Annotated in this window: 16 protein-coding genes; 11 read left to right on the top strand and 5 right to left on the bottom strand. The window is 63.3% G+C overall.

Annotated elements, in window-relative coordinates; genetic code table 11:
- The first annotated feature begins 45 nt into the window (after window positions 1–45).
- The 8 genes from EN859_RS16870 to EN859_RS16835 all read left to right on the top strand — a co-directional run bounded on the left by EN859_RS16870 (window position 46) and on the right by EN859_RS16835 (window position 8,995).
- Window positions 46–918, top strand: a complete 873-nt coding sequence (locus EN859_RS16870) for a sugar ABC transporter permease (protein WP_127854029.1) — start codon at window positions 46–48, stop codon at window positions 916–918.
- An 11-nt stretch (window positions 919–929) separates the two neighbouring features.
- A complete protein-coding gene (locus tag EN859_RS16865; protein WP_127854028.1) occupies window positions 930–1,754 on the top strand; it encodes a carbohydrate ABC transporter permease in 825 nt (274 codons plus the stop codon).
- A gap of 50 nt (window positions 1,755–1,804) precedes the next feature.
- Window positions 1,805–2,809 (top strand): ABC transporter ATP-binding protein, encoded by a 1,005-nt coding sequence (locus EN859_RS16860; RefSeq protein ID WP_127854027.1) that lies wholly within the window; start codon window positions 1,805–1,807, stop codon window positions 2,807–2,809.
- Complete coding sequence (locus tag EN859_RS16855) at window positions 2,806–3,576, top strand: L-iditol 2-dehydrogenase (RefSeq protein ID WP_127854026.1); 771 nt, start codon at window positions 2,806–2,808, stop codon at window positions 3,574–3,576. The genes EN859_RS16860 and EN859_RS16855 overlap by 4 nt, the downstream gene beginning before the upstream one ends.
- Window positions 3,577–3,648: 72 nt before the next feature.
- Window positions 3,649–5,127 carry a mannitol dehydrogenase family protein gene (locus EN859_RS16850; RefSeq protein ID WP_127854025.1) on the top strand — a complete coding sequence of 493 codons (1,479 nt, stop codon included), beginning with the start codon at window positions 3,649–3,651 and terminating at the stop codon, window positions 5,125–5,127.
- A 15-nt stretch (window positions 5,128–5,142) separates the two neighbouring features.
- Window positions 5,143–5,826: an HAD family hydrolase gene (locus tag EN859_RS16845; RefSeq protein WP_127854024.1), complete on the top strand. Its 684-nt coding sequence runs from the start codon at window positions 5,143–5,145 to the stop codon at window positions 5,824–5,826.
- A complete protein-coding gene (locus tag EN859_RS16840; protein ID WP_127854023.1) occupies window positions 5,823–7,409 on the top strand; it encodes an FGGY-family carbohydrate kinase in 1,587 nt (528 codons plus the stop codon). The genes EN859_RS16845 and EN859_RS16840 overlap by 4 nt, the downstream gene beginning before the upstream one ends.
- A 182-nt stretch (window positions 7,410–7,591) precedes the next feature.
- Window positions 7,592–8,995, top strand: a complete 1,404-nt coding sequence (locus tag EN859_RS16835; RefSeq protein ID WP_127854022.1) for an MATE family efflux transporter — start codon at window positions 7,592–7,594, stop codon at window positions 8,993–8,995.
- Between the two features lie 46 nt (window positions 8,996–9,041).
- On the opposite strand, the gene EN859_RS16830 is transcribed toward EN859_RS16835, so the two are convergent.
- The 5 genes from EN859_RS16830 to speB all read right to left on the bottom strand — a co-directional run bounded on the left by EN859_RS16830 (window position 9,042) and on the right by speB (window position 14,045).
- On the bottom strand, window positions 9,042–9,842 hold the full coding sequence (locus tag EN859_RS16830) for an ABC transporter permease (protein WP_127854177.1): 801 nt from the start codon (window positions 9,840–9,842) through the stop codon (window positions 9,042–9,044).
- Window positions 9,842–10,696 (bottom strand): ABC transporter permease, encoded by an 855-nt coding sequence (locus EN859_RS16825; RefSeq protein ID WP_127854021.1) that lies wholly within the window; start codon window positions 10,694–10,696, stop codon window positions 9,842–9,844. Before EN859_RS16825 ends, EN859_RS16830 begins: the two co-directional genes overlap by 1 nt.
- Window positions 10,693–11,730, bottom strand: a complete 1,038-nt coding sequence (locus tag EN859_RS16820) for an ABC transporter ATP-binding protein (RefSeq protein WP_127854020.1) — start codon at window positions 11,728–11,730, stop codon at window positions 10,693–10,695. Before EN859_RS16820 ends, EN859_RS16825 begins: the two co-directional genes overlap by 4 nt.
- Window positions 11,731–11,808: 78 nt before the next feature.
- Window positions 11,809–12,897, bottom strand: coding sequence for an extracellular solute-binding protein (locus tag EN859_RS16815; RefSeq protein ID WP_127854019.1), 1,089 nt, complete (start codon window positions 12,895–12,897; stop codon window positions 11,809–11,811).
- Between the two features lie 86 nt (window positions 12,898–12,983).
- On the bottom strand, window positions 12,984–14,045 hold the full coding sequence (gene speB, locus EN859_RS16810; RefSeq protein WP_127854018.1) for an agmatinase: 1,062 nt from the start codon (window positions 14,043–14,045) through the stop codon (window positions 12,984–12,986).
- A gap of 209 nt (window positions 14,046–14,254) precedes the next feature.
- Here speB and gcvA point away from each other — a divergent pair, with 209 nt between their 5' ends.
- The 3 genes from gcvA to EN859_RS16795 all read left to right on the top strand — a co-directional run bounded on the left by gcvA (window position 14,255) and on the right by EN859_RS16795 (window position 18,295).
- Complete coding sequence (gene gcvA, locus EN859_RS16805; RefSeq protein ID WP_127854017.1) at window positions 14,255–15,226, top strand: transcriptional regulator GcvA; 972 nt, start codon at window positions 14,255–14,257, stop codon at window positions 15,224–15,226.
- A 120-nt stretch (window positions 15,227–15,346) separates the two neighbouring features.
- Complete coding sequence (pncB, locus tag EN859_RS16800; RefSeq protein WP_127854016.1) at window positions 15,347–16,654, top strand: nicotinate phosphoribosyltransferase; 1,308 nt, start codon at window positions 15,347–15,349, stop codon at window positions 16,652–16,654.
- Between the two features lie 180 nt (window positions 16,655–16,834).
- Window positions 16,835–18,295 carry a hypothetical protein gene (locus tag EN859_RS16795; RefSeq protein WP_127854015.1) on the top strand — a complete coding sequence of 487 codons (1,461 nt, stop codon included), beginning with the start codon at window positions 16,835–16,837 and terminating at the stop codon, window positions 18,293–18,295.
- Window positions 18,296–18,400 lie beyond the last annotated feature (105 nt).

The following is an 18,400-nucleotide window of genomic DNA, read 5'->3' as shown; positions in this document are numbered from 1 at the left end:
GCCGCCTCATTGAAAATCCTGGCTGACCTTTGAAGGGTGACCGTCATGGCTACTCAGCAGACCCGTTCGCTTGCCCGTTTCATGATGGCGCCATCCGTGGTGCTGCTGCTGGTTTGGATGATCGTCCCGCTAGTGTTCACACTGTGGTTCTCATTCCAGCAGTACAATCCGCTCAACCCGATCCGCGATGGCTTCGTCGGCTTCTCGAACTACGCCCTTTTCTATTCCAACCCGGCATTCCTGCAGTCGATCCTCAACACGCTCACCATTGTGGTCAGCGTGCTGTTGATCACCGTGATCGGCGGCATCCTGCTGGCGCTTCTGATCGATCAGCCGATGTGGGGACAGGGCATCGTCCGCATCCTCGTCATCTCGCCGTTCTTCGTCATGCCGCCGGTGGCAGCACTTGTCTGGAAGAACATGATCATGCATCCGCAATACGGCGTCTTTGCCGATATCGCGCGCTTCTTCGGCGGGCAGCCGATCGACTGGTTCGGGCAGCATCCGCTCACCGCGATCATCATCATCGTCGCCTGGCAGTGGCTGCCATTTGCGACGCTGATCCTCTTGACCTCGCTTCAGTCGCTTGACGGCGAGCAGAAGGAAGCCGCCGAGATGGATGGCGCCGGCTTCGTCAGCCGCTTCATCTATCTGACGCTGCCGCACATGTCGCGCGCCATCACCGTCGTCATCCTGATCCAGACGATCTTCCTGTTGTCGGTTTACGCCGAAATCCTGGTCACCACCAACGGTGGGCCGGGCTACGCCTCCACCAACCTGCCCTTCCTCGTCTACCAGAAGGCACTGCTGGAGTTCAAAATCGGCCAGGCATCCGCCGGCGGCGTCATCGCCGTCATTCTCGCCAACATCGTTGCCTTCTTCGCCATGCGCGCCGTCGGCAAGAACCTGGACAGATAAGGGAGGAAACCATGGCACGTGCAGTCACCACCCGGCACAAGACGATTGCGACGGCGGCCGCCTGGATCGTCGCCCTGCTGATCTTCTTCCCGATCCTCTATACGATCATCACCTCGTTCAAGTCGGAACAGGAGGCCATCCAGGGTTTCAACCTGTTGCCGTCGGGAACAATGGAAAGCTACACCGAGGTCGAGGCGCAGAACGGCTATTTCAAGTTCTTCCTCAATTCGGTGCTGCTGTCGGTCGGCTCGACCATTCTGGCGTTGCTTATCGCCGTGCCGGCGGCATGGTCGATGGCCTTCTCGCCGAGCAAGCGGACCAAGGACATCCTGATGTGGATGCTCTCGACCAAGATGATGCCGGCGGTTGCCGTGCTGTTCCCGATCTATCTGATCTTCCGCGATACCGGATTGCTCGACAGCCGCGTCGGCCTGATGGTCATGCTGATGCTGATCAACCTGCCGATCGTGGTCTGGATGCTCTACACCTACTTCCGCGAGATCCCGGGCGAGATCCTGGAAGCGGCGCGCATGGACGGCGCGTCGCTGTGGAATGAGATCATCTACGTGCTGACGCCGATGGCGGTGCCGGGCATCGCCTCGACCATGCTGCTCAACATCATCCTGGCCTGGAACGAGGCGTTCTGGACGATCCGGCTGACCACCACCGAAGCTGCGCCGCTCACCGCCTTCATCAGCTCCTTCTCAAGCCCTCAAGGGTTGTTCTGGGCCAAGCTTTCAGCGGCCTCGACGCTGGCGATCGCACCGATCCTGATCATGGGCTGGTTCAGCCAGAAGCAGCTGGTGCGCGGCCTGACATTTGGCGCCGTGAAATAACGCCACCGCGAGCAGCGCACGACGGACGATAACCCCTCGGGGAGGAAACCATGGGAAACATCACGCTCAAGAACGTCTCCAAATCCTTCGGGGCGACGTCGATCATCCCGAACATCGACCTGGTCATCGAGGATGGCGAGTTCGTCGTCTTCGTCGGTCCGTCGGGCTGCGGCAAGTCCACGCTGCTGCGCTTGATCGCCGGGCTGGAGGATACCAGCGGCGGCACCATTAACATCGATGGCCGCGACGTGACCGGTGAGGCGCCGGCCAAGCGCAAGCTGGCCATGGTGTTCCAGTCCTATGCGCTCTACCCGCACATGACGGTGGCGAAGAACATCGCCTTTCCGCTCAAGATGGCGGGGGATGATCAGGCGACCATCGACAGGAAGGTGAAGGACGCGGCGCGCGTGCTCAACCTCACCAATTATCTCGATCGCCGCCCTGGCCAGCTCTCCGGCGGCCAGCGCCAGCGCGTCGCCATCGGCCGCGCCATCGTGCGCCAGCCTTCGGCCTTCCTGTTCGACGAGCCCTTGTCCAACCTCGACGCCGCGCTGCGCGGCACCATGCGGCTCGAGATCAGCGAGCTGCACCACCAGCTCAAGACGACAATGATCTACGTCACCCACGACCAGGTCGAGGCGATGACCATGGCCGACAAGATCGTCGTGCTCAATGCCGGCAATGTCGAGCAGGTCGGCTCGCCGATGGAGCTCTACAAGACGCCGAAGAACCTGTTCGTCGCCGGCTTCATCGGCTCGCCGAAGATGAACCTGATCGAGGGGGCGCCGGCGGCCAAACATGGCGCCAAGACCATCGGCATCCGTCCTGAGCACATGAACATCTCGACCACATCAGGCGACTGGAAAGCCACGGTCGGCGTTGCCGAGCACCTCGGCTCCGACACGTTCCTGCACGTCCAGGCCGACGGCGTCGGGCCGTTGACGGTGCGCGCCGACGGCGAGCTGGCGGTCAGCCATGGCGACACGATCTATCTGACGCCCGACAAGGCCAAGCTGCATCGCTTCGGCGCCGACGGAAAGGCGATCATGCAATGAGGCTGGAAGGTAAATCGGCGCTGATCACCGGATCGGCACGCGGCATCGGCAAGGCCTTCGCCGAAGCCTATGTCCGCGAGGGCGCCACGGTTGCGATCGGCGATATCAACCTGGAGGCAGCCAAAAAGACGGCTTCGGAGATCGGGGCGGAAGCCTATGCGGTCAAGCTCGACGTCACCGACCTCGCTTCGATCGAGGCGGCGGTCAAGGCGGTCGAGGCAAGGACCGGCGGCCTCGACATTCTGATCAACAACGCTGCTCTGTTCGACCTGGCGCCGATCGTCGAGATCAGCAAGGCGAGCTACGACAGGCTGTTTTCCGTCAACGTCGCCGGCACGCTGTTCATGATGCAGGCTGTCGCCCGTTCGATGATCGCACGCGGCAAGGGCGGCAAGATCATCAACATGGCGAGCCAGGCCGGACGGCGCGGCGAGGCGCTGGTTGGCGTCTATTGCGCCAGCAAGGCGGCGGTCATTTCGCTCACCCAGTCGGCGGGACTCGACCTGATCAAGCACCGCATCAACGTCAATGCCATCGCGCCGGGCGTCGTCGACGGCGAGCATTGGGATCATGTCGATTCGCTGTTCGCCAAGTACGAGAACCGGCCGAAGGGCGAGAAGAAGAAGCTGGTCGGCGAAGCCGTGCCTTACGGCCGCATGGGCACCGCGGAAGATCTCACCGGCATGGCGGTATTCCTGGCCAGCGATGACGCCGAATACATCGTCGCCCAGACCTACAATGTCGATGGCGGTCAGTGGATGAGTTGAGGGGGGCGAAGGCGCTCTTCTCCCCGTCTCCTCCACGGGGAGAAGAGCCGTCCTGCCAAAGGGTAAAAGCAGATGACCGTGAAACTCTCTTCTTCCATCCTCGCCGAGCTGCCCCCTAAGGTCGCCGGCCCGCAATACGATCGCGCCGCGCTCAAGGCCGGCATCGTGCATTTCGGCGTCGGCAATTTCCATCGCTCGCACCAGGCCGTCTATCTCGACGACCTGTTCAATGCTGGCCTCGGTCACGACTGGGCGCTGGTCGGCGCCGGCGTGTTCGAGGGTGAGAAGGTCGGCCGCGGCAAGCTTGCCGAACAGGATTGGCTGACCACGGTGGTCGAGCAGGATTCCGGCCATATGAGCGCCCGCGTCACCGGCGTCATGATCGATTTTCTGGTGCCCGGCGATGCAAAGGCGATCGTCGAACGACTTGCCGATCCGGCGATCAGGATCGTTTCGCTGACCATCACCGAAGGCGGCTATTTCATCGATCCCGCCTCGGGCGTGTTCAACCCGGCCCATCCCGACATCGTCGCCGATGCGCAGCCGGGGGCGACGCCGAAGACCGTTTTCGGCCTGATCCTCGCCGGGCTGATCCACCGTCGCAACGACGGCACTGTGCCCTTCACCGTCATGTCCTGCGACAACATCCCTCACAACGGCCACGTCACCTCAGATGCTGTCATCGGCCTGGCGCGCCTGATCGACGAGGATCTGGCAAATTGGGTGAGCGACAACGTCGCCTTTCCGAACGGCATGGTCGACCGCATCACGCCGGCCACCACAGACCGCGAGCGCAGCATTCTTGCCAGCGAGTTCGGCCTCGAGGACAACTGGCCGGTGTTCTGCGAGCCGTTCAGGCAATGGGTTCTGGAGGACCATTTCACCGACGGCCGGCCGCCGCTGGAAAAGGTTGGCGTGCAGTTCGTCAGCGATGTCGCGCCCTACGAGCTGATGAAGATCCGCATCCTCAATGGCGGCCATGCTACGATCGCCTATCCGGCCGGGCTGATGGACATCCATTTCGTTCATGAGGCGATGCAGGAACCGCTGGTGCGCGGCTTTCTCGCCAAGCTCGAGCACGACGAGATCATCCCGACCGTGCCGCCAGTGCCGGACACCGAGCTGGAGGACTATTACCAGCTCATCGAGCACCGCTTCTCCAACCCAAAGATCGGCGACACCATCCGGCGGCTTTGCCTCGACGGCTCCAACCGCCAGCCAAAATTCATCATTCCGACCATCGCCGACCGGCTGAAGGCCGGCAAAAGCGTCGACGGCCTTGCGCTGGAATCGGCGCTCTGGTGCCGCTACTGTTTCGGCACCACAGATACCGGCGCCGTCATCGAAGCCAACGATCCGAACTGGGACCGGTTGCAGGCAACCGCCAGGGCGGCGAAGGGGTCGCCTGCCGCCTGGCTTGCCATGGAGGACATCTATGGCGATGTCGGCCGCTCGCCAGCGTTCGTCGAGCGTTTCGCCCATGCGCTCAACGTGCTGTGGGCGAATGGCGCGCGCCAGACGCTGACACGCTACCTCGCCGGCAATCTCTGAAGTTGATTCAACGCAATGACGCCTGAACTGGTCATCTTCGACTGTGACGGCGTGCTGGTCGACAGCGAGGCGCTGTCCGTCTCGGCGCTGCTCGGCATGATCGCACTCGCCGGCGGCAGCGTCAGCGAGGATGCCGCCTATGAGCATTTCCTCGGCAAGAGCATGAAAAGCGTCCGCGAGATCCTCGGCCGCGACTTCGGACTGGAGATCACCGACGCGCATCTGACCACGATGCGCGCCGAATTGATGCGCAAGTTTCGCCAGGAACTGCAACCGATGCCTGGCATCGCGCAAGTGCTGCCGAGGCTCCGCGTGCCGCGCTGCGTCGCCTCTTCCGGCACGCTCGATCGCATCCGCCATGCGCTCGATGTCACCGGCCTGCTCGGGCTGCTGGAGCCGCATCTGTTCAGCGCCGCCATGGTGGAGCGGGGCAAGCCGGCGCCGGACCTTTTTCTTCACGCGGCATCCAGAATGGGAGCAGTGCCGCAAAACTGCCTCGTCGTCGAGGACAGCCCGGCCGGCATCGAGGCGGCGCGGGCGGCGGGCATGCGCGTCTTTGCCTTCACCGGCGGCTCGCATGCCGGCAATCCGGCGCTCAAAGGGCGGCTTGCGTCGAGTGAGCCGGACTTTATATTCGCTGACATGCTGCAATTGCCCGATCTGATTGCAGGCCTGGGAGCGAGAGTTAGAGCATCTTGACGAACAGTTTCGTTTGCGCGGTCGATGTCGGCACCGGGAGCGCCCGTGCGGGCATTCTCGACACCAGGGGCACCTTGCTCGGCCGCGCCGAACATCCGATCGTCATGAACCGGCCGAAGGCCGATCACGCCGAGCATAATTCCGAAGATATCTGGTCGGCCGTGTGCGTTGCCGTGCGTGCCGCCCGCGAAAAGGCTGGGGTCGCGGCGGAAGATGTCGTCGGCGTCTCCTTCGACGCCACCTGTTCGCTGGTCGTGCGGGGCAGGGGTGGCGGTCAGCTCAGCGTCTCGGTAACCGGCGAAAGGCGTTGGGACACCATCGTCTGGCTCGATCACCGCGCCATTGCCGAGGCCGACGAATGCACAGAGAGCGGCCATGCCGTGCTCGACTATGTCGGCGGCGTCATGTCGCCGGAAATGGCGACGCCGAAGCTGATGTGGCTGAAGCGCAACCTGCCCGGGACGTGGAATGAAGCCGGCTATCTATTCGATCTCACTGACTTCCTCACCTGGAAGGCGACCGGTTCGCTAGCCCGCTCGCAATGCACGCTAACCGCCAAATGGACCTATCTGGCGCATGAGGAAACTGGTTGGCGGCGCGACTTCTTCGAAGCCATCGGGCTCGGCGATCTGTTCGAGCACGGCAACCTGCCGGACAAGGCCAGTCCGGTCGGCGCCGATATCGGCACGCTCAGCGCATCGGCGGCGGCTGAGCTTGGTCTCACGCGACAATGCCGGGTCGGCGCCGGCGTCATCGACGCCTATGCCGGCGCGCTCGGCGTGCTCGGCGGCTTTGCCGGCGACGAGAAGAACATCAGCCGGCATCTGGCGCTGATCGCCGGCACGTCGAGCTGCGTCATGGCGATGTCGCCCGATCCGCAGCCCTTCGCCGGCGTCTGGGGTCCTTATTATGGTGCAGCGCTGCCGAGACTGTGGCTGTCGGAAGGCGGCCAGTCCGCCACCGGTGCGCTGCTCGACCATATCATCCGCTGGCATGGCGCTGGCGGCGATCCCGACGCCGCTATGCATGCCAGGATCGCCCGGCGGGTCGCCGAACTGCGCGCCGCCGAGGGCGACGATCTCGCCGCAAGGCTGCACGTGCTCCCGGATTTCCACGGCAACCGCTCGCCGCTTGCCGATCCGCATGCCGTCGGCGTCGTCAGCGGGCTGACGCTTGACGCTTCCTTCGACAGCCTGTGCAAGCTCTATTGGCGCACCGCCGTCGGCATCGCGCTCGGCGTGCGCCACGTGCTGGAGGCGCTGAACGAGAACGGCTATCTGATCGACACGCTGCACGTCACCGGTGGCCACACCAAAAACCCGCTGCTGATGGAGCTTTACGCCGACGCCACCGGCTGCACGGTGATCGAGCCGTTGGCCGACGAGGCGGTGCTGCTCGGCACCGGCATGATCGCGGCCAGGGCGGCCGGGCTTTTCCCCAACCTGAACGCCGCCTGCGTCGCCATGCAGCAAGGCGGAAAAAAGCGGGCGTCAAACCCGGCCGCTGCTGGACGCTTCGACCGCGACTACCGGGTTTTCCTGGAGATGCACCGACAGCGCCAGGTGCTGGACGCGATCAGGTAGTTTATCCGCGCCGGGGGCGGGCATCGCCCTCTGGCTCAATCGCTAGCCGCTTCTCCTCCCTTGCCTTCATGTCGCATTTCGTTCATGAGACGGCGCAAACGCTGCGAAACCGAAGGTTTTGCCGTTTGAAGTGCGGCTTCCGGCTCGATCCCGACGCGCCGCAATCGGAAAGAGCGGAAAAAATGTCTGCGATCGAAGCCGGCGTTCGCGCGCCGGAAAATCTTTGGCGTCGGGAAATCAGGGCGATGCTGGCGCTCGCCTGGCCGATGGTGCTGACCAATCTCGGCCAGACCGCGATGACCGCCACCGACGTCATGATGATGGGGCGGCTGGGGCCGGATACGCTGGCCAGCGGCGCGCTTGGCTCCAACCTCTATTTCATGCCGCTGATCTTTGGGCTCGGCCTGATGCTGGCGACCTCGCCGATGATGGCGACCGAACTTGGCCGCCGCCGCCATTCGGTGCGCGATCTGCGCCGCACCGTGCGCCAGGGCTTGTGGCTGGCGATCCTCATCTGCATTCCGATCTGGATCTTTCTCTGGCACGGCGAAAGCGTGTTGCTGGCCATGGGCCAGGAGCCGGCGCTGGCATACCAGGCCGGCATCTATCTGCGCTGGCTGGAATGGGCCGTGCTGCCCTTCTACGGCTATATCGTCCTGCGTTCGTTCATCTCGGCGCTGGAGCGGCCGGGCTGGGCGCTGATCATCGTCTTCGTCGCCGTCGCCTGCAATGCCTTCTTCAACTGGGTATTCATGTTCGGCAACCTCGGCATCCCCTCGATGGGTATCGCCGGCTCGGGCGTCGCCACCTCGCTTTCCGCCACGCTGATGTTCGCCGGCATGGCGGGCGTGGTGATGCTGGAGAAGAAATTCCGCCGCTACCGTCTGTTCGGGCGCTTCTGGCGTTCCGACTGGCCGCGTTTCAAGGGGCTGTTGCGGCTTGGCCTTCCGATCGCCGGCATCCTCGCCTTCGAGGTGACGATCTTCAACGCCGCCGCTCTCCTCATGGGCCTGATCGATGCCGATTCGCTTGCGGCGCATGCGATTGCCATCCAGATCGCATCGATCACCTTCATGGTGCCGCTCGGCCTCAACCAGGCGGCGACGGTGCGCGTCGGGCTTGCCCATGGTGCCAGCAATCTGGAAGGGGTCAGCCGCGCCGGCTGGACCGCCTATGTCATCGGTGTCTCCTTCATGGCGCTGATGGGACTGGTGATGATCCTGTGGCCGCATACATTGATCAGCGCCTTTATCGACCTCGGCAATCCGGCCAATGCCAGGGTGATCGGCCTTGCCGTATCGTTCCTGGCCTTTGCCGCGCTGTTCCAGATTTTCGACGGCGCGCAGGCGGTTGCCGCCGGCATGCTGCGCGGCCTGCACGACACCAAGGTGCCGATGATCTATGCCGCGATCGGCTACTGGGGCGTCGGCTTGCCGCTTGGCGTGCTGCTTGCCTTCCGCTTCGGCTTCCACGGCGTCGGCATCTGGATAGGCCTGTCGTCGGGGCTTGCGGTGGTGGCAGTGCTGCTCCTGGCACGCTGGCTGCGGCGCGATCGCATCGCGCCGCCGCTCTCCTTTGCGCATTGAAGCGGGAATGGCTGACGGTTCGCCGTTCCTGTCTGCGCGGGCTTGGTCAGTTGCTGTCGGACGACATCGCGCCGAGCAGCCTGCGGATATCGCCGAACCTCGCGATCGCGCCGAAAACCAGCGCCGCCACCACGACGAAGAACACTGATACCGAGGCCATGGTCGGCGTATAGCCGTAGCGCAGCGCGTTGAAGATCTTGATCGGCAGCGTCTCGGTGGTAAAGCCGATCGTCATATAGGCGACGATGTATTCGTTGAGCGACAGCACGAAGGAGAAGGCGTAGCCCGAGACCAGGTAAGGCAGGATCAATGGCAGCACTACAGTCTTCAGCACGGTGCGGTCGTCGGCGCCCATGGTTGCGGCGGCCTCGACCAGCGCGCGGTCGATGGAGGCAAAGCCGAGCGACAACGTCACCAGCGGCAGCGTCACGAAGAAGATGGCGTGGCTGACGATGGCGGTGAAGAACTGGCCGAACAGTCCGACCGTGGCCCAGAAGCTGAGGAAGCCGAGCGCAGTGATCACCGGCGGCAGGATGAAGGGCGCGAGGCCGAGCACCTGAAAGATGTTCGCCCAAGGCGCGATGCGCCGCCACAGGAACCAGGCGAGTGGCAGGGCGATGGCGACGGCGATCGCCGCCGAACAGACAGCGAGCGTGACCGAGTGGATCAGTGCCAGCCGCCATTCCGGATCGCTGAAGATCTGACCGTACCAGGCGAACGAGAAGCCTTTCGGCGGGAAGGCCAGATCCTGTCTCTCGTTGACCGAGACGCCGGCAACGACGATAAGCGGTGCTGCCAGGAATAGCGCGACCAGACTGAAATAGAGGCGGCGAAGCAAGGTCTCGATCATAGCGCGTTCTCCCGCCGTCCGACGAGCAGCGTCATTCCGACAAGCGCCAGCGAGATCAGCACCAGGAACACCGCCATCGCCGCCGCGAAAGGCATGTTCGACTGGTAGATCGCCTGGTCGGTGATCAGCACCGACAACGTCCAGTGCTGCGGCCGCCCGAGGATCTGCGGCAACAGATAGGAGCCAAGCGCGAACACGAAGACCATGATCAGCGTCGCCACGATGGTGTTTCTGAGCGCCGGGGCGACGACATTGAAGAAGGCTTTGACAGGCGAGGCGCCAAGCGTGCGTGCAGCCTCCGTCAGCGTCGGGTCAAGGCGCACAAGCGCTGGGTAGAGCACCAGCACGGTATAGGGCAGCGCCTGGTAGACCATGCCGGTCAGCACCGCCCCGAAGGTCGGCAGCAGCGCCACCGGCTTGTCCATCAGCCCGATCGTCACCAACAGGTTGGTGATGCCGGCGGTGCGCGAAAACAGCGTCGACCAGGCAAAGCCGATGATGACTTCCGACAACGACAGCACCGACAGCAGGCCGACCAGCCAGAGCGTCTGCACGCGGCGCGATCGCCGGGTCAAAAGGTAGGTGAAGGGAAAGCCGATACAGACGCAGCCAATGGCGACCAGCACCGCCAGCATCAGCGAAAAGCCGAGCACGCCGCCGAAGAAGGCCGACAGGAAACGCGCATAATTGTCGATGACGAAATCCGGCGTGTAGAAACCGGACGGATTGCGTTTGAAGAAGCTGACCGCGATCATCGTCGAGAACGGCACGACGAAGAAGACGACGAGCATCAGGCCCGGAAAGAACAGCGGTGTGTAGTCGGCTAGCGACCTGGGCGCTTCGCGTCTCATGAGCCGAGCACCACGCAACTCTCCGGCGGCAGCGTGATGCCGACCTTGGCGCCGACCGACACATCGGGCCGCTCGCGCGGCGTGGCGACGGCGACAATGGTGGTGCCGGCCGCCTCGACGAAGGTCTCGATGGTGCCGCCGAGATCACGCACGAAGCTCACCGACCCGGTGATGGCGCTGCCGCCGGGCTTGCCGAGATGCACGTCTTCGGGTCGGATCGACACCGAGGCCCTGGTGAGACCTTCCGGCATGGCAAGACCCGGAATGGTGGTACCGAGGATCGTGGTGCGCCCGGCGCTGTCGACTTCCGCCGGCAAAAGGTTGGTGATGCCGATGAAGTCGGCGACGAAAGCATCGGCCGGCTTGCGGTATATCTCGATCGGTGGTGCCGCCTGCAGGATCCTGCCATGGCCCATGACAACGACCAGGTCGGCCATGGTCATCGCCTCGCGCTGGTCATGGGTGACGACGATGGTGGTGATGCCGAGCCGTTGCTGCAGCTGGCGCAGTTCAACCTGCATGGCCTCACGCAATTTGGCATCGAGCGCCGAGAGCGGCTCGTCGAGCAGGAACAGTTTCGGCGACAGCGCCAGGGCGCGCGCGATCGCCACGCGCTGGCGCTGGCCGCCGGAGAGTTGCGTCACCGGCCGGGCGGCAAAGCCGGGCAGATGGATCAGCGTCAGCAATTCGTCGACGCGCTTCTTCTGCTCTTCCTTCGAGGCGCCGCGGATGCGCAACGCGTAGGCGATGTTGTCGCCGACGGAGAGATGCGGAAACAGCGCCAGCGACTGGAACACCATGCCGAGATTGCGCTTGTGCGTCGGCAGCGGCGTGATGTCCTCGCCGTCCAGGACGACAGCGCCGCTGGTCGGCTCCTCCAGCCCGGCAATCATCCGCAAAAGCGTGGTCTTGCCGCAGCCCGATGGCCCGAGCAGGCAGACGAAGGTGCCGTGCGGCACGTTCAGCTGGACATTGTCGACCGCGGCGAAATTGCCGAATTTCTTGGTTACGGCGTTGATGTTGAGTCCGGACATGGCTCATCCCTCAGGCAGTGCGGCAAGGGCCGCCAGACAGTGTCCGGCGGCCAGCTAACGTCATGCAGGTATGGCGCCTCATCCAACGATGAGCTCGGTCCACTTCTGGTTGATCCAGTCGGCCTTCGACGTATAGAGGTCGTAGCGCGGGATGATCGGGTCGATATCCGACGATACAGCGGCGAACTCTTCCGGCTTGAGGTCGAGCACGTCCTTCTTCAGCGTCGGCGTGGTGCCGACCTTGCGCGACATGACGCCCTGCATCGAAGGCTGGCTCATATAGTCGATGAAGGTATGGGCCTCGTCGACCTTGGTCGAGGCGCGCGACAGGACCCAGTTGCCGGAATCCTGGATGCCGCCCTCCTTCGGGAAGGTCGAACGGACATGGAAGCCGTCTGCGGCCGCCAGACCGGTGACGTCGTGATAATACTGGCCCATCGGGATTTCGCCCGACTTCAGCGCCTGCTCGAACTGTGCTTCGTCGCGATACCAGAGGCGGACGTTCGGCTTGACCTCGGCGAGTTTCTCGAACGCCTTGTTCAGCCCGTCTTCGGTGTCGAGCGCGCTGGTGCCGCCCATGAATGTCTTGGCCGTCACTTCGAGCAGGAACGAGTTGGAGGCGAGTGCCAGCAGGCCGAGCTTATCCTCGTTCGCCTTGTCCCACAGCGCCGCCCAGGATGTCGGCGCCTCCTTGTAGACATCCGTGTTGGTGACCAGCGTGATCCACCAGGCAACAGCGCCGACGCCGGCGACGCGGCCGTCTGGGTACTTGTTGATGAAGCGGGGCAGCAATTCGTCGTAATGCTTGAACTTCGAGGTGTCGAGCGGCGTCCACAACTCGGTCGACTGGCCCTTCAGCGTCGAGGTCTGCGACATCATGGAAAGGTCGGCCGGCGCCTGGCCGGCCTTGGCCGCCTGTTCGAGCTGCACCAGCCATGCCTCGCCGGTCGGCTCGGCGACCGATTCCACCGCGATGCCGGTTGCCTTGGTAAACTCGGGAAAAATGTGCTCGTCGAACGATTTCTTGAAGTAGCCGCCATAGACGCCGACTTTCAGTGACTTGTCCTGCGCCCGAAGGATCGCCGGCATGGCGAGCACGCCTGCGGTTGCGAGACCGGCGCCAAGCAGGCTGCGCCGGGTAACGGGTGTTCCAATTAGTCTGTTCATCTCGTTTCTCCTCTGTTTGTGCCGGTGGTGTCCGGCCTCTGTTTCTGCCGGTTGTCCGGCCGGTTCCCTTCGTTCACTGTTTAGCGTCAGGCCCCCTTGCCCGATATCGTCGGGCTGAAGACCATCAGGCTCAATATTTCGAACAGCACCTGCGCGCCGGCATGCGCCGTGTTGGTGGTCGCGTCATACTGCGGCGCCACTTCGACGACGTCGCCGCCAACGATGTCGAGGCCCTTCAGGCCACGCAGAAGTTCAAGCACTTCCCGCGTCGTCAGCCCGCCGACTTCCGGCGTGCCGGTGCCCGGTGCGAAGGCCGGATCGACGCTGTCGATGTCGAAGGAGATATAGGTCGGGCCGTCGCCGACGATCTTGCGCGCCTTCTCGATGATGGCAGGAACGCCGAGGCCGGTCACCTCTTCGGCATGCACCACGGTCATGCCGGACTCGTAGGTGAACTCCCACAGATATTCGGCCGAGCCGCGAATGCCGATCTGGATGGTGCGGCTTGGGTCGAGAACGCCGTCCAGCACCGCGTTGCGGAACGGCCCGCCATGGTGGAACTTGGTCAAGTCGAACAGGCCGCCGGTATCGCAATGGGCGTCGATGTGGATCATGCCGACAGGTGCTTGTCTGCCGACAGCCTTCAGGATCGGATGGCTGATCGAGTGATCGCCGCCGACAGATAAGGGAAGAACGCCGGCGTCGACGATCTGGTTGATGCGGCGCTCGATGTCGTCATGGCTGGTCTCCAGCCGGTAGCGGCTCTGGAACGGCACGTCGCCGATATCGGCCACCTTCAGCTCATGCGTCGGTGCACATTCCAGCACGTGGTTGTAGGGGCCGATGCGCTCGATGGCGCGCAGCGCCCTTGGACCGAAGCGGGCGCCGGTCCGGTTTGTGACGCCGAGATCCATCGGCACACCGATCATCGCCACCTGCAGATCGCCGAAATCCGGATTGTCGGCGGAAATTTCACGATAGGGTGCAGCGAGGAAGGTCGGGATGCCAGAATAAGGCGCCAGCCGAGTGCCGGTCTTGGAAAAGATCTTGTCGGCGACACGCTGGAATTTCGGGTCGAACATTTCGCCGCCATGGCTCTCGCCATATTTGCGACGCAAGGCTTCGAGTTTGCCGCGATCGTAACCCATGTCCGGTCCTCCATGGCTGGTGCAGGGCGGCCCGCGGTGACGCTTGCGATGCTGACCGTTATCCGGCCGGGTCGCTGTCCCCGCTGGCTGCCTGCAGATTTCACGTCTTGATGCTGTTCCAGGCAAAGTGTCTGGCAGCTGCATTGAAAAATCAATTGATATTGTTAGGGTGTCGACTGTGAGAAAATCTCACAGGTTTGAGAAACAGGATGGCCAAGCGTCTGCCTCCCTTGAATCCATTGCGTGCCTTCGAGGCGACGGCGCGCCACGCCTCGCTGACCAAGGCTGCGGCTGAGCTGAACGTCACCCATGGCGCCATCAGCCACCAGATCAAGGCGCTCGAACAGTCGCTCGGCGTCAGGCTGTTCGAGCGCGCCGGCCAGCGGGTGAATCTCACGCCGCACGGCGCCGAGCTGCTGCCGGCAGTGTCGAGCGCCTTCGACGGCATCGCCGCCGCCACGCAGCGCATGACAAGGCCGGCGAGCGCCGGCACGCTGTCGGTATCGTGCGTACCGGCGCTGTTGCTGCTGTGGATGACACCGCGACTGGGTAGCTTCATGTCCCGATATCCAGACATCAGGCTGACGCTGATCCCGTCCAATGACGCCAAGGACATCCGCGCGCCGCATATTGATGTCTGCGTGCACTATGGCGACGGCAGCTGGACCGACTGCTGGATGCGCAAATGGTCGGGCCTCGAACTGTTCCCGGTGGTCAGCCCGACGTTGATCAACAACCGTCCGATCCGCACCGTTCGCGATCTCGCCGATCATGTCTTGCTGCATGGCGACGACGGCCGCGAGTGGCATACCTGGCTGGCAGCCGCAGACGCGCTGGACCTGGAGCGCGGCCGTCGCCACAATCTCGGCGACGCGCGCACGGCGATCGAGGCTGCGGTTCACGGCCATGGCGTGGCGCTTGGCGACTCCGTGACGGCAAGTACGCTGCTTGCCAGGGGATTGCTTGTTGCACCGTTCAGCCTGTCGGTACCGGCGGTCGATGATTTCTACGTCGTCTGCCGCAACGAGATGAGATCGACGCCGATCGTGCAGCTGTTCATCGATTGGCTGTTTGCCGAGAAGGAGCAGGCCGACGGCCGTGCCGATGCGCCGGTAGCAGGCCGCATCGGCATCCGCAGAAAACGCCCGGCGCTGCGAGTGATCGGCGCCAAGGCGTCCTGAGGCCGACACGCCGCAAGCGCTTCTTTTTGTCGGGCCAGCCCGCAAAGCGGGAGGCGCTTTCAAAAATTCAATGCTAAGAGGCATCTCGCAGGGAGCGAGCAGCGAAGGCGGCACTGAGACATGGCAGCAAGGACCGACATAGCGCGACGCGTTTACAACCACACCTGGAAGCTCGACCCAATCGTTCGCAGCTTGCTCGACACCGATTTCTACAAGCTGCTGATGCTGCAGATGATCTGGGGCATGTATCCCAAGGTCGACGCCACCTTCACGCTGATCAACCGTACCACTTCGGTTCGGCTTGCCGACGAGATCGACGAGGCGGAACTGCGCGAGCAGCTCGACCACGCCCGCACCTTGCGCTTCTCCAAGAAGGAGATGATCTGGCTCGGCGGCAACACCTTCTACGGCCGCAAGCAGATCTTCGAACCTGAGTTCCTCGCCTGGCTGGAAAATTTCCGGCTGCCCGAATACGAGCTTTCCAGGCATGACGGCCAGTACGAACTGAGCTTCGCCGGCCCATGGATGTACACGACGCTGTGGGAGATCCCGGCGCTCGCCATCATCAACGAACTGCGTTCGCGCGCCGCCTTGCGGTCGTTCGGACCTTTCGCGCTCGACGTGCTCTATGCCCGCGCCAAGGCCAAGATGTGGGCCAAGACAGAACGGCTCAAAGCACTTCCCGATATCCGCATCTCCGACTTCGGCACACGTCGCCGCCATTCCTTCCTGTGGCAGCGCTGGTGCGTCGAAGCACTGAAGGAAGGCATCGGCGAGGCCTTCACCGGCACCTCCAATGTGCTGCTCGCCATGGACAACGACCTCGAAGCGCTCGGCACCAATGCGCACGAACTGCCGATGGTGTTTGCCGCACTCGCCAATTCGGAAAAGGAATTGAAACAATCGCCCTACAAAGTGCTGCAGGACTGGCAGCGCTATTATGGCGGCAATCTGCTGATCGTGCTGCCGGACTCCTTCGGCACCGCGGCGTTCCTGCGCGACGCACCGGACTGGATTGCCGACTGGACCGGCTTCCGCCCCGACAGTGCGCCGCCGATCGAAGGCGGCGAGAAGATCATTTCCTGGTGGCGCGAGAAGGGCAAGGATCCAAAGCAGAAGCTGCTCATCTTCTCCGACGGGCTCGAGGTCGAGACCATCGAGGAGACCTACCGCCATTTCCACGGCAAGGTGCGCATGTCCTTCGGCTGGGGCACCAACCTGACCAATGATTTCGAGGGCTGCGCGCCGACAAAAAGCAACCGGCTCGACGCCATTTCGCTGGTCTGCAAGGTTACCGAAGCCAATGGCCGGCCGGCGGTCAAGCTCTCCGACAACCCAGCCAAGGCGACCGGCGACGAGAAAGAGATCAAGCGCTACCTGCGCATCTTCGGTGAAAAGGACCGCGTGGAGCAATTGGTCAAGGTGTGAGAGGGTGGGGAACTCCTGGATAATATGAGTTCCTTCGCGCCCCCTCTGTCCTGCCGGACATCTCCCCCACTTGGTCCCACTTGGGGGGAGATTGGACGTCACTTCGGCTTTCGCCAATCTCCGACGCAGCAAGAAAAGCGCCGACCGAGCGAGCTGCCAATCTCCCCCCAAGTGGGGGAGATGTCCGGCAGGACAGAGGGGGGCGCCGTAGAGCGCTATCGTTCGTCAGTCGAGGCCTTTCACTTTCTCGGCCTCGTCGCTTTGCTGGCCTGTTTTTCCTCCACCCCCGCCTTCGCCCATGCCTCCGATCGCGGCCACGTCCTGTTGCTGCCGACCGGCTACTACGTCGCCGGCGGTGCGCTCGCCGTTGCCGCCAGCTTCCTCGTTCTGGCGCTGCTGCCGCCGGATGCTCTCGACCGCTTCTGGCGCCGGCACTTGCCGCTTGTCGCATTCGGCGACGGAGCACGGACAATCGTCAGCCTGATATCCTTTGCCGGCTTTGCAATTCTGATTGCCGCCGGTCTGCTCGGCAGTCGCGATCCGCTTTCCAACCCGCTGCCCCTAGCCATATGGACGCTCCTTTGGGTTGGATTGGTCTTGCTGCACGGTCTCCTCGGCGATCTCTGGTCATGGCTGAATCCTTGGTATGGACCGTGGCGCATCGCGAGCCGCGTCTTCGGCAGAGGCGACGGGGAGAGGCAAGATCCGCGTCTGCCGCAATGGCTCGGCTATTGGCCGGCTTTCCTGCTGTTCTTCGCCTTCGCCTGGTTCGAGCTGATCGATCCGGCACCCGACGATCCGGCGCGGCTGGCCTGGGCCGCCGGGCTCTATTGGCTGCTGAGCTTCATTGCCATGCTGGTCTTCGGCTACCGCGACTGGAGCCGGCATGGCGAATTCCTGACCGTCTTCTTCGCGATGGTGGCGCGCTTCGCTGTCGTCGAGCGCAATGAAGAGGGGCGGCTCAATCTCTGCCTGCCGGGCACCAAGCTGCTCAGTGCGACGCCGTTGCCGCTCAGCGGCATCGCTTTCCTGCTACTTACCCTTTCGTCGGTATCCTTCGACGGCCTGTCGAAGACCTTCTTCTGGCTCGGCCTGTTCGGCATCAATCCGCTGGAATTCCCCGGACGCACGGCAATGATCAGCATCGGCAGCTTCGGCCTCGTGCTGATGTTTGTCCTGCTTGCAGCCGTTTTCGCGCTTGCTGTTATCTTCGGCCAGCGCCTTGCCGGCGGCAAGCATTCCCTCAGCAACGCCGCCGGGCTGCTGGTCTGGTCGATCGTACCGATCGCGCTCGCCTACCATTTCGCGCATTATCTGACTGCGCTGCTCGTCGATGGCCAATACGCGCTTGCCGCCCTTTCCGACCCATTCGCGCTCGGCTGGAACCTGTTCGGAACAGCCGACATGCCGATCGAAGCCGGCGTGGCCGCTGGTGCCGGCTCGGCATGGCGGCTGTGGAATTTGCAAGCCGGCATCATCATTGCCGGCCATATGTTTGCCGTGCTTCTCGCCCACGGCTTCGCCTGGCGGCTGCACCAGCTTCCGGCCCGCGCCGCGCTCAGCCAGTTTCCACTCACCGTGCTGATGATCGCCTACACCGTCTTCGGCCTCTGGCTGCTTGTCACGCCCACTGCCGGATGAGACAAGGTCGCTACCTCAGGGGAAGCCCGCTTGCCACATCAGGGCTTTGGTGATTTAGTTTGTATACATGCAATTTTCGCCATCCTGCCGGGGTGGTCCGCTTCG

The organism is Mesorhizobium sp. M00.F.Ca.ET.216.01.1.1, assembly GCF_004010325.2.
Lineage (GTDB): Bacteria > Pseudomonadota > Alphaproteobacteria > Rhizobiales > Rhizobiaceae > Mesorhizobium.
Note: the sequence above shows the minus strand (reverse complement) of the source record. Positions and strands in the feature narration are given on the sequence as shown.

Coding starts and splice junctions, on each gene's coding strand:
- EN859_RS16860 (WP_127854027.1), top strand. CDS start 1,805: ATGGGAAACATCACGCTCAAGAACGTCTCCAAATCCTTCGGGGCGACG.
- speB (WP_127854018.1), bottom strand. CDS start 14,045: ATGGGTTACGATCGCGGCAAACTCGAAGCCTTGCGTCGCAAATATGGC.
- EN859_RS16855 (WP_127854026.1), top strand. CDS start 2,806: ATGAGGCTGGAAGGTAAATCGGCGCTGATCACCGGATCGGCACGCGGC.
- EN859_RS16870 (WP_127854029.1), top strand. CDS start 46: ATGGCTACTCAGCAGACCCGTTCGCTTGCCCGTTTCATGATGGCGCCA.
- EN859_RS16825 (WP_127854021.1), bottom strand. CDS start 10,696: ATGAGACGCGAAGCGCCCAGGTCGCTAGCCGACTACACACCGCTGTTC.
- EN859_RS16850 (WP_127854025.1), top strand. CDS start 3,649: ATGACCGTGAAACTCTCTTCTTCCATCCTCGCCGAGCTGCCCCCTAAG.
- EN859_RS16835 (WP_127854022.1), top strand. CDS start 7,592: ATGTCTGCGATCGAAGCCGGCGTTCGCGCGCCGGAAAATCTTTGGCGT.
- EN859_RS16815 (WP_127854019.1), bottom strand. CDS start 12,897: ATGAACAGACTAATTGGAACACCCGTTACCCGGCGCAGCCTGCTTGGC.
- EN859_RS16865 (WP_127854028.1), top strand. CDS start 930: ATGGCACGTGCAGTCACCACCCGGCACAAGACGATTGCGACGGCGGCC.
- gcvA (WP_127854017.1), top strand. CDS start 14,255: ATGGCCAAGCGTCTGCCTCCCTTGAATCCATTGCGTGCCTTCGAGGCG.
- EN859_RS16795 (WP_127854015.1), top strand. CDS start 16,835: ATGTCCGGCAGGACAGAGGGGGGCGCCGTAGAGCGCTATCGTTCGTCA.
- EN859_RS16845 (WP_127854024.1), top strand. CDS start 5,143: ATGACGCCTGAACTGGTCATCTTCGACTGTGACGGCGTGCTGGTCGAC.
- EN859_RS16820 (WP_127854020.1), bottom strand. CDS start 11,730: ATGTCCGGACTCAACATCAACGCCGTAACCAAGAAATTCGGCAATTTC.
- pncB (WP_127854016.1), top strand. CDS start 15,347: ATGGCAGCAAGGACCGACATAGCGCGACGCGTTTACAACCACACCTGG.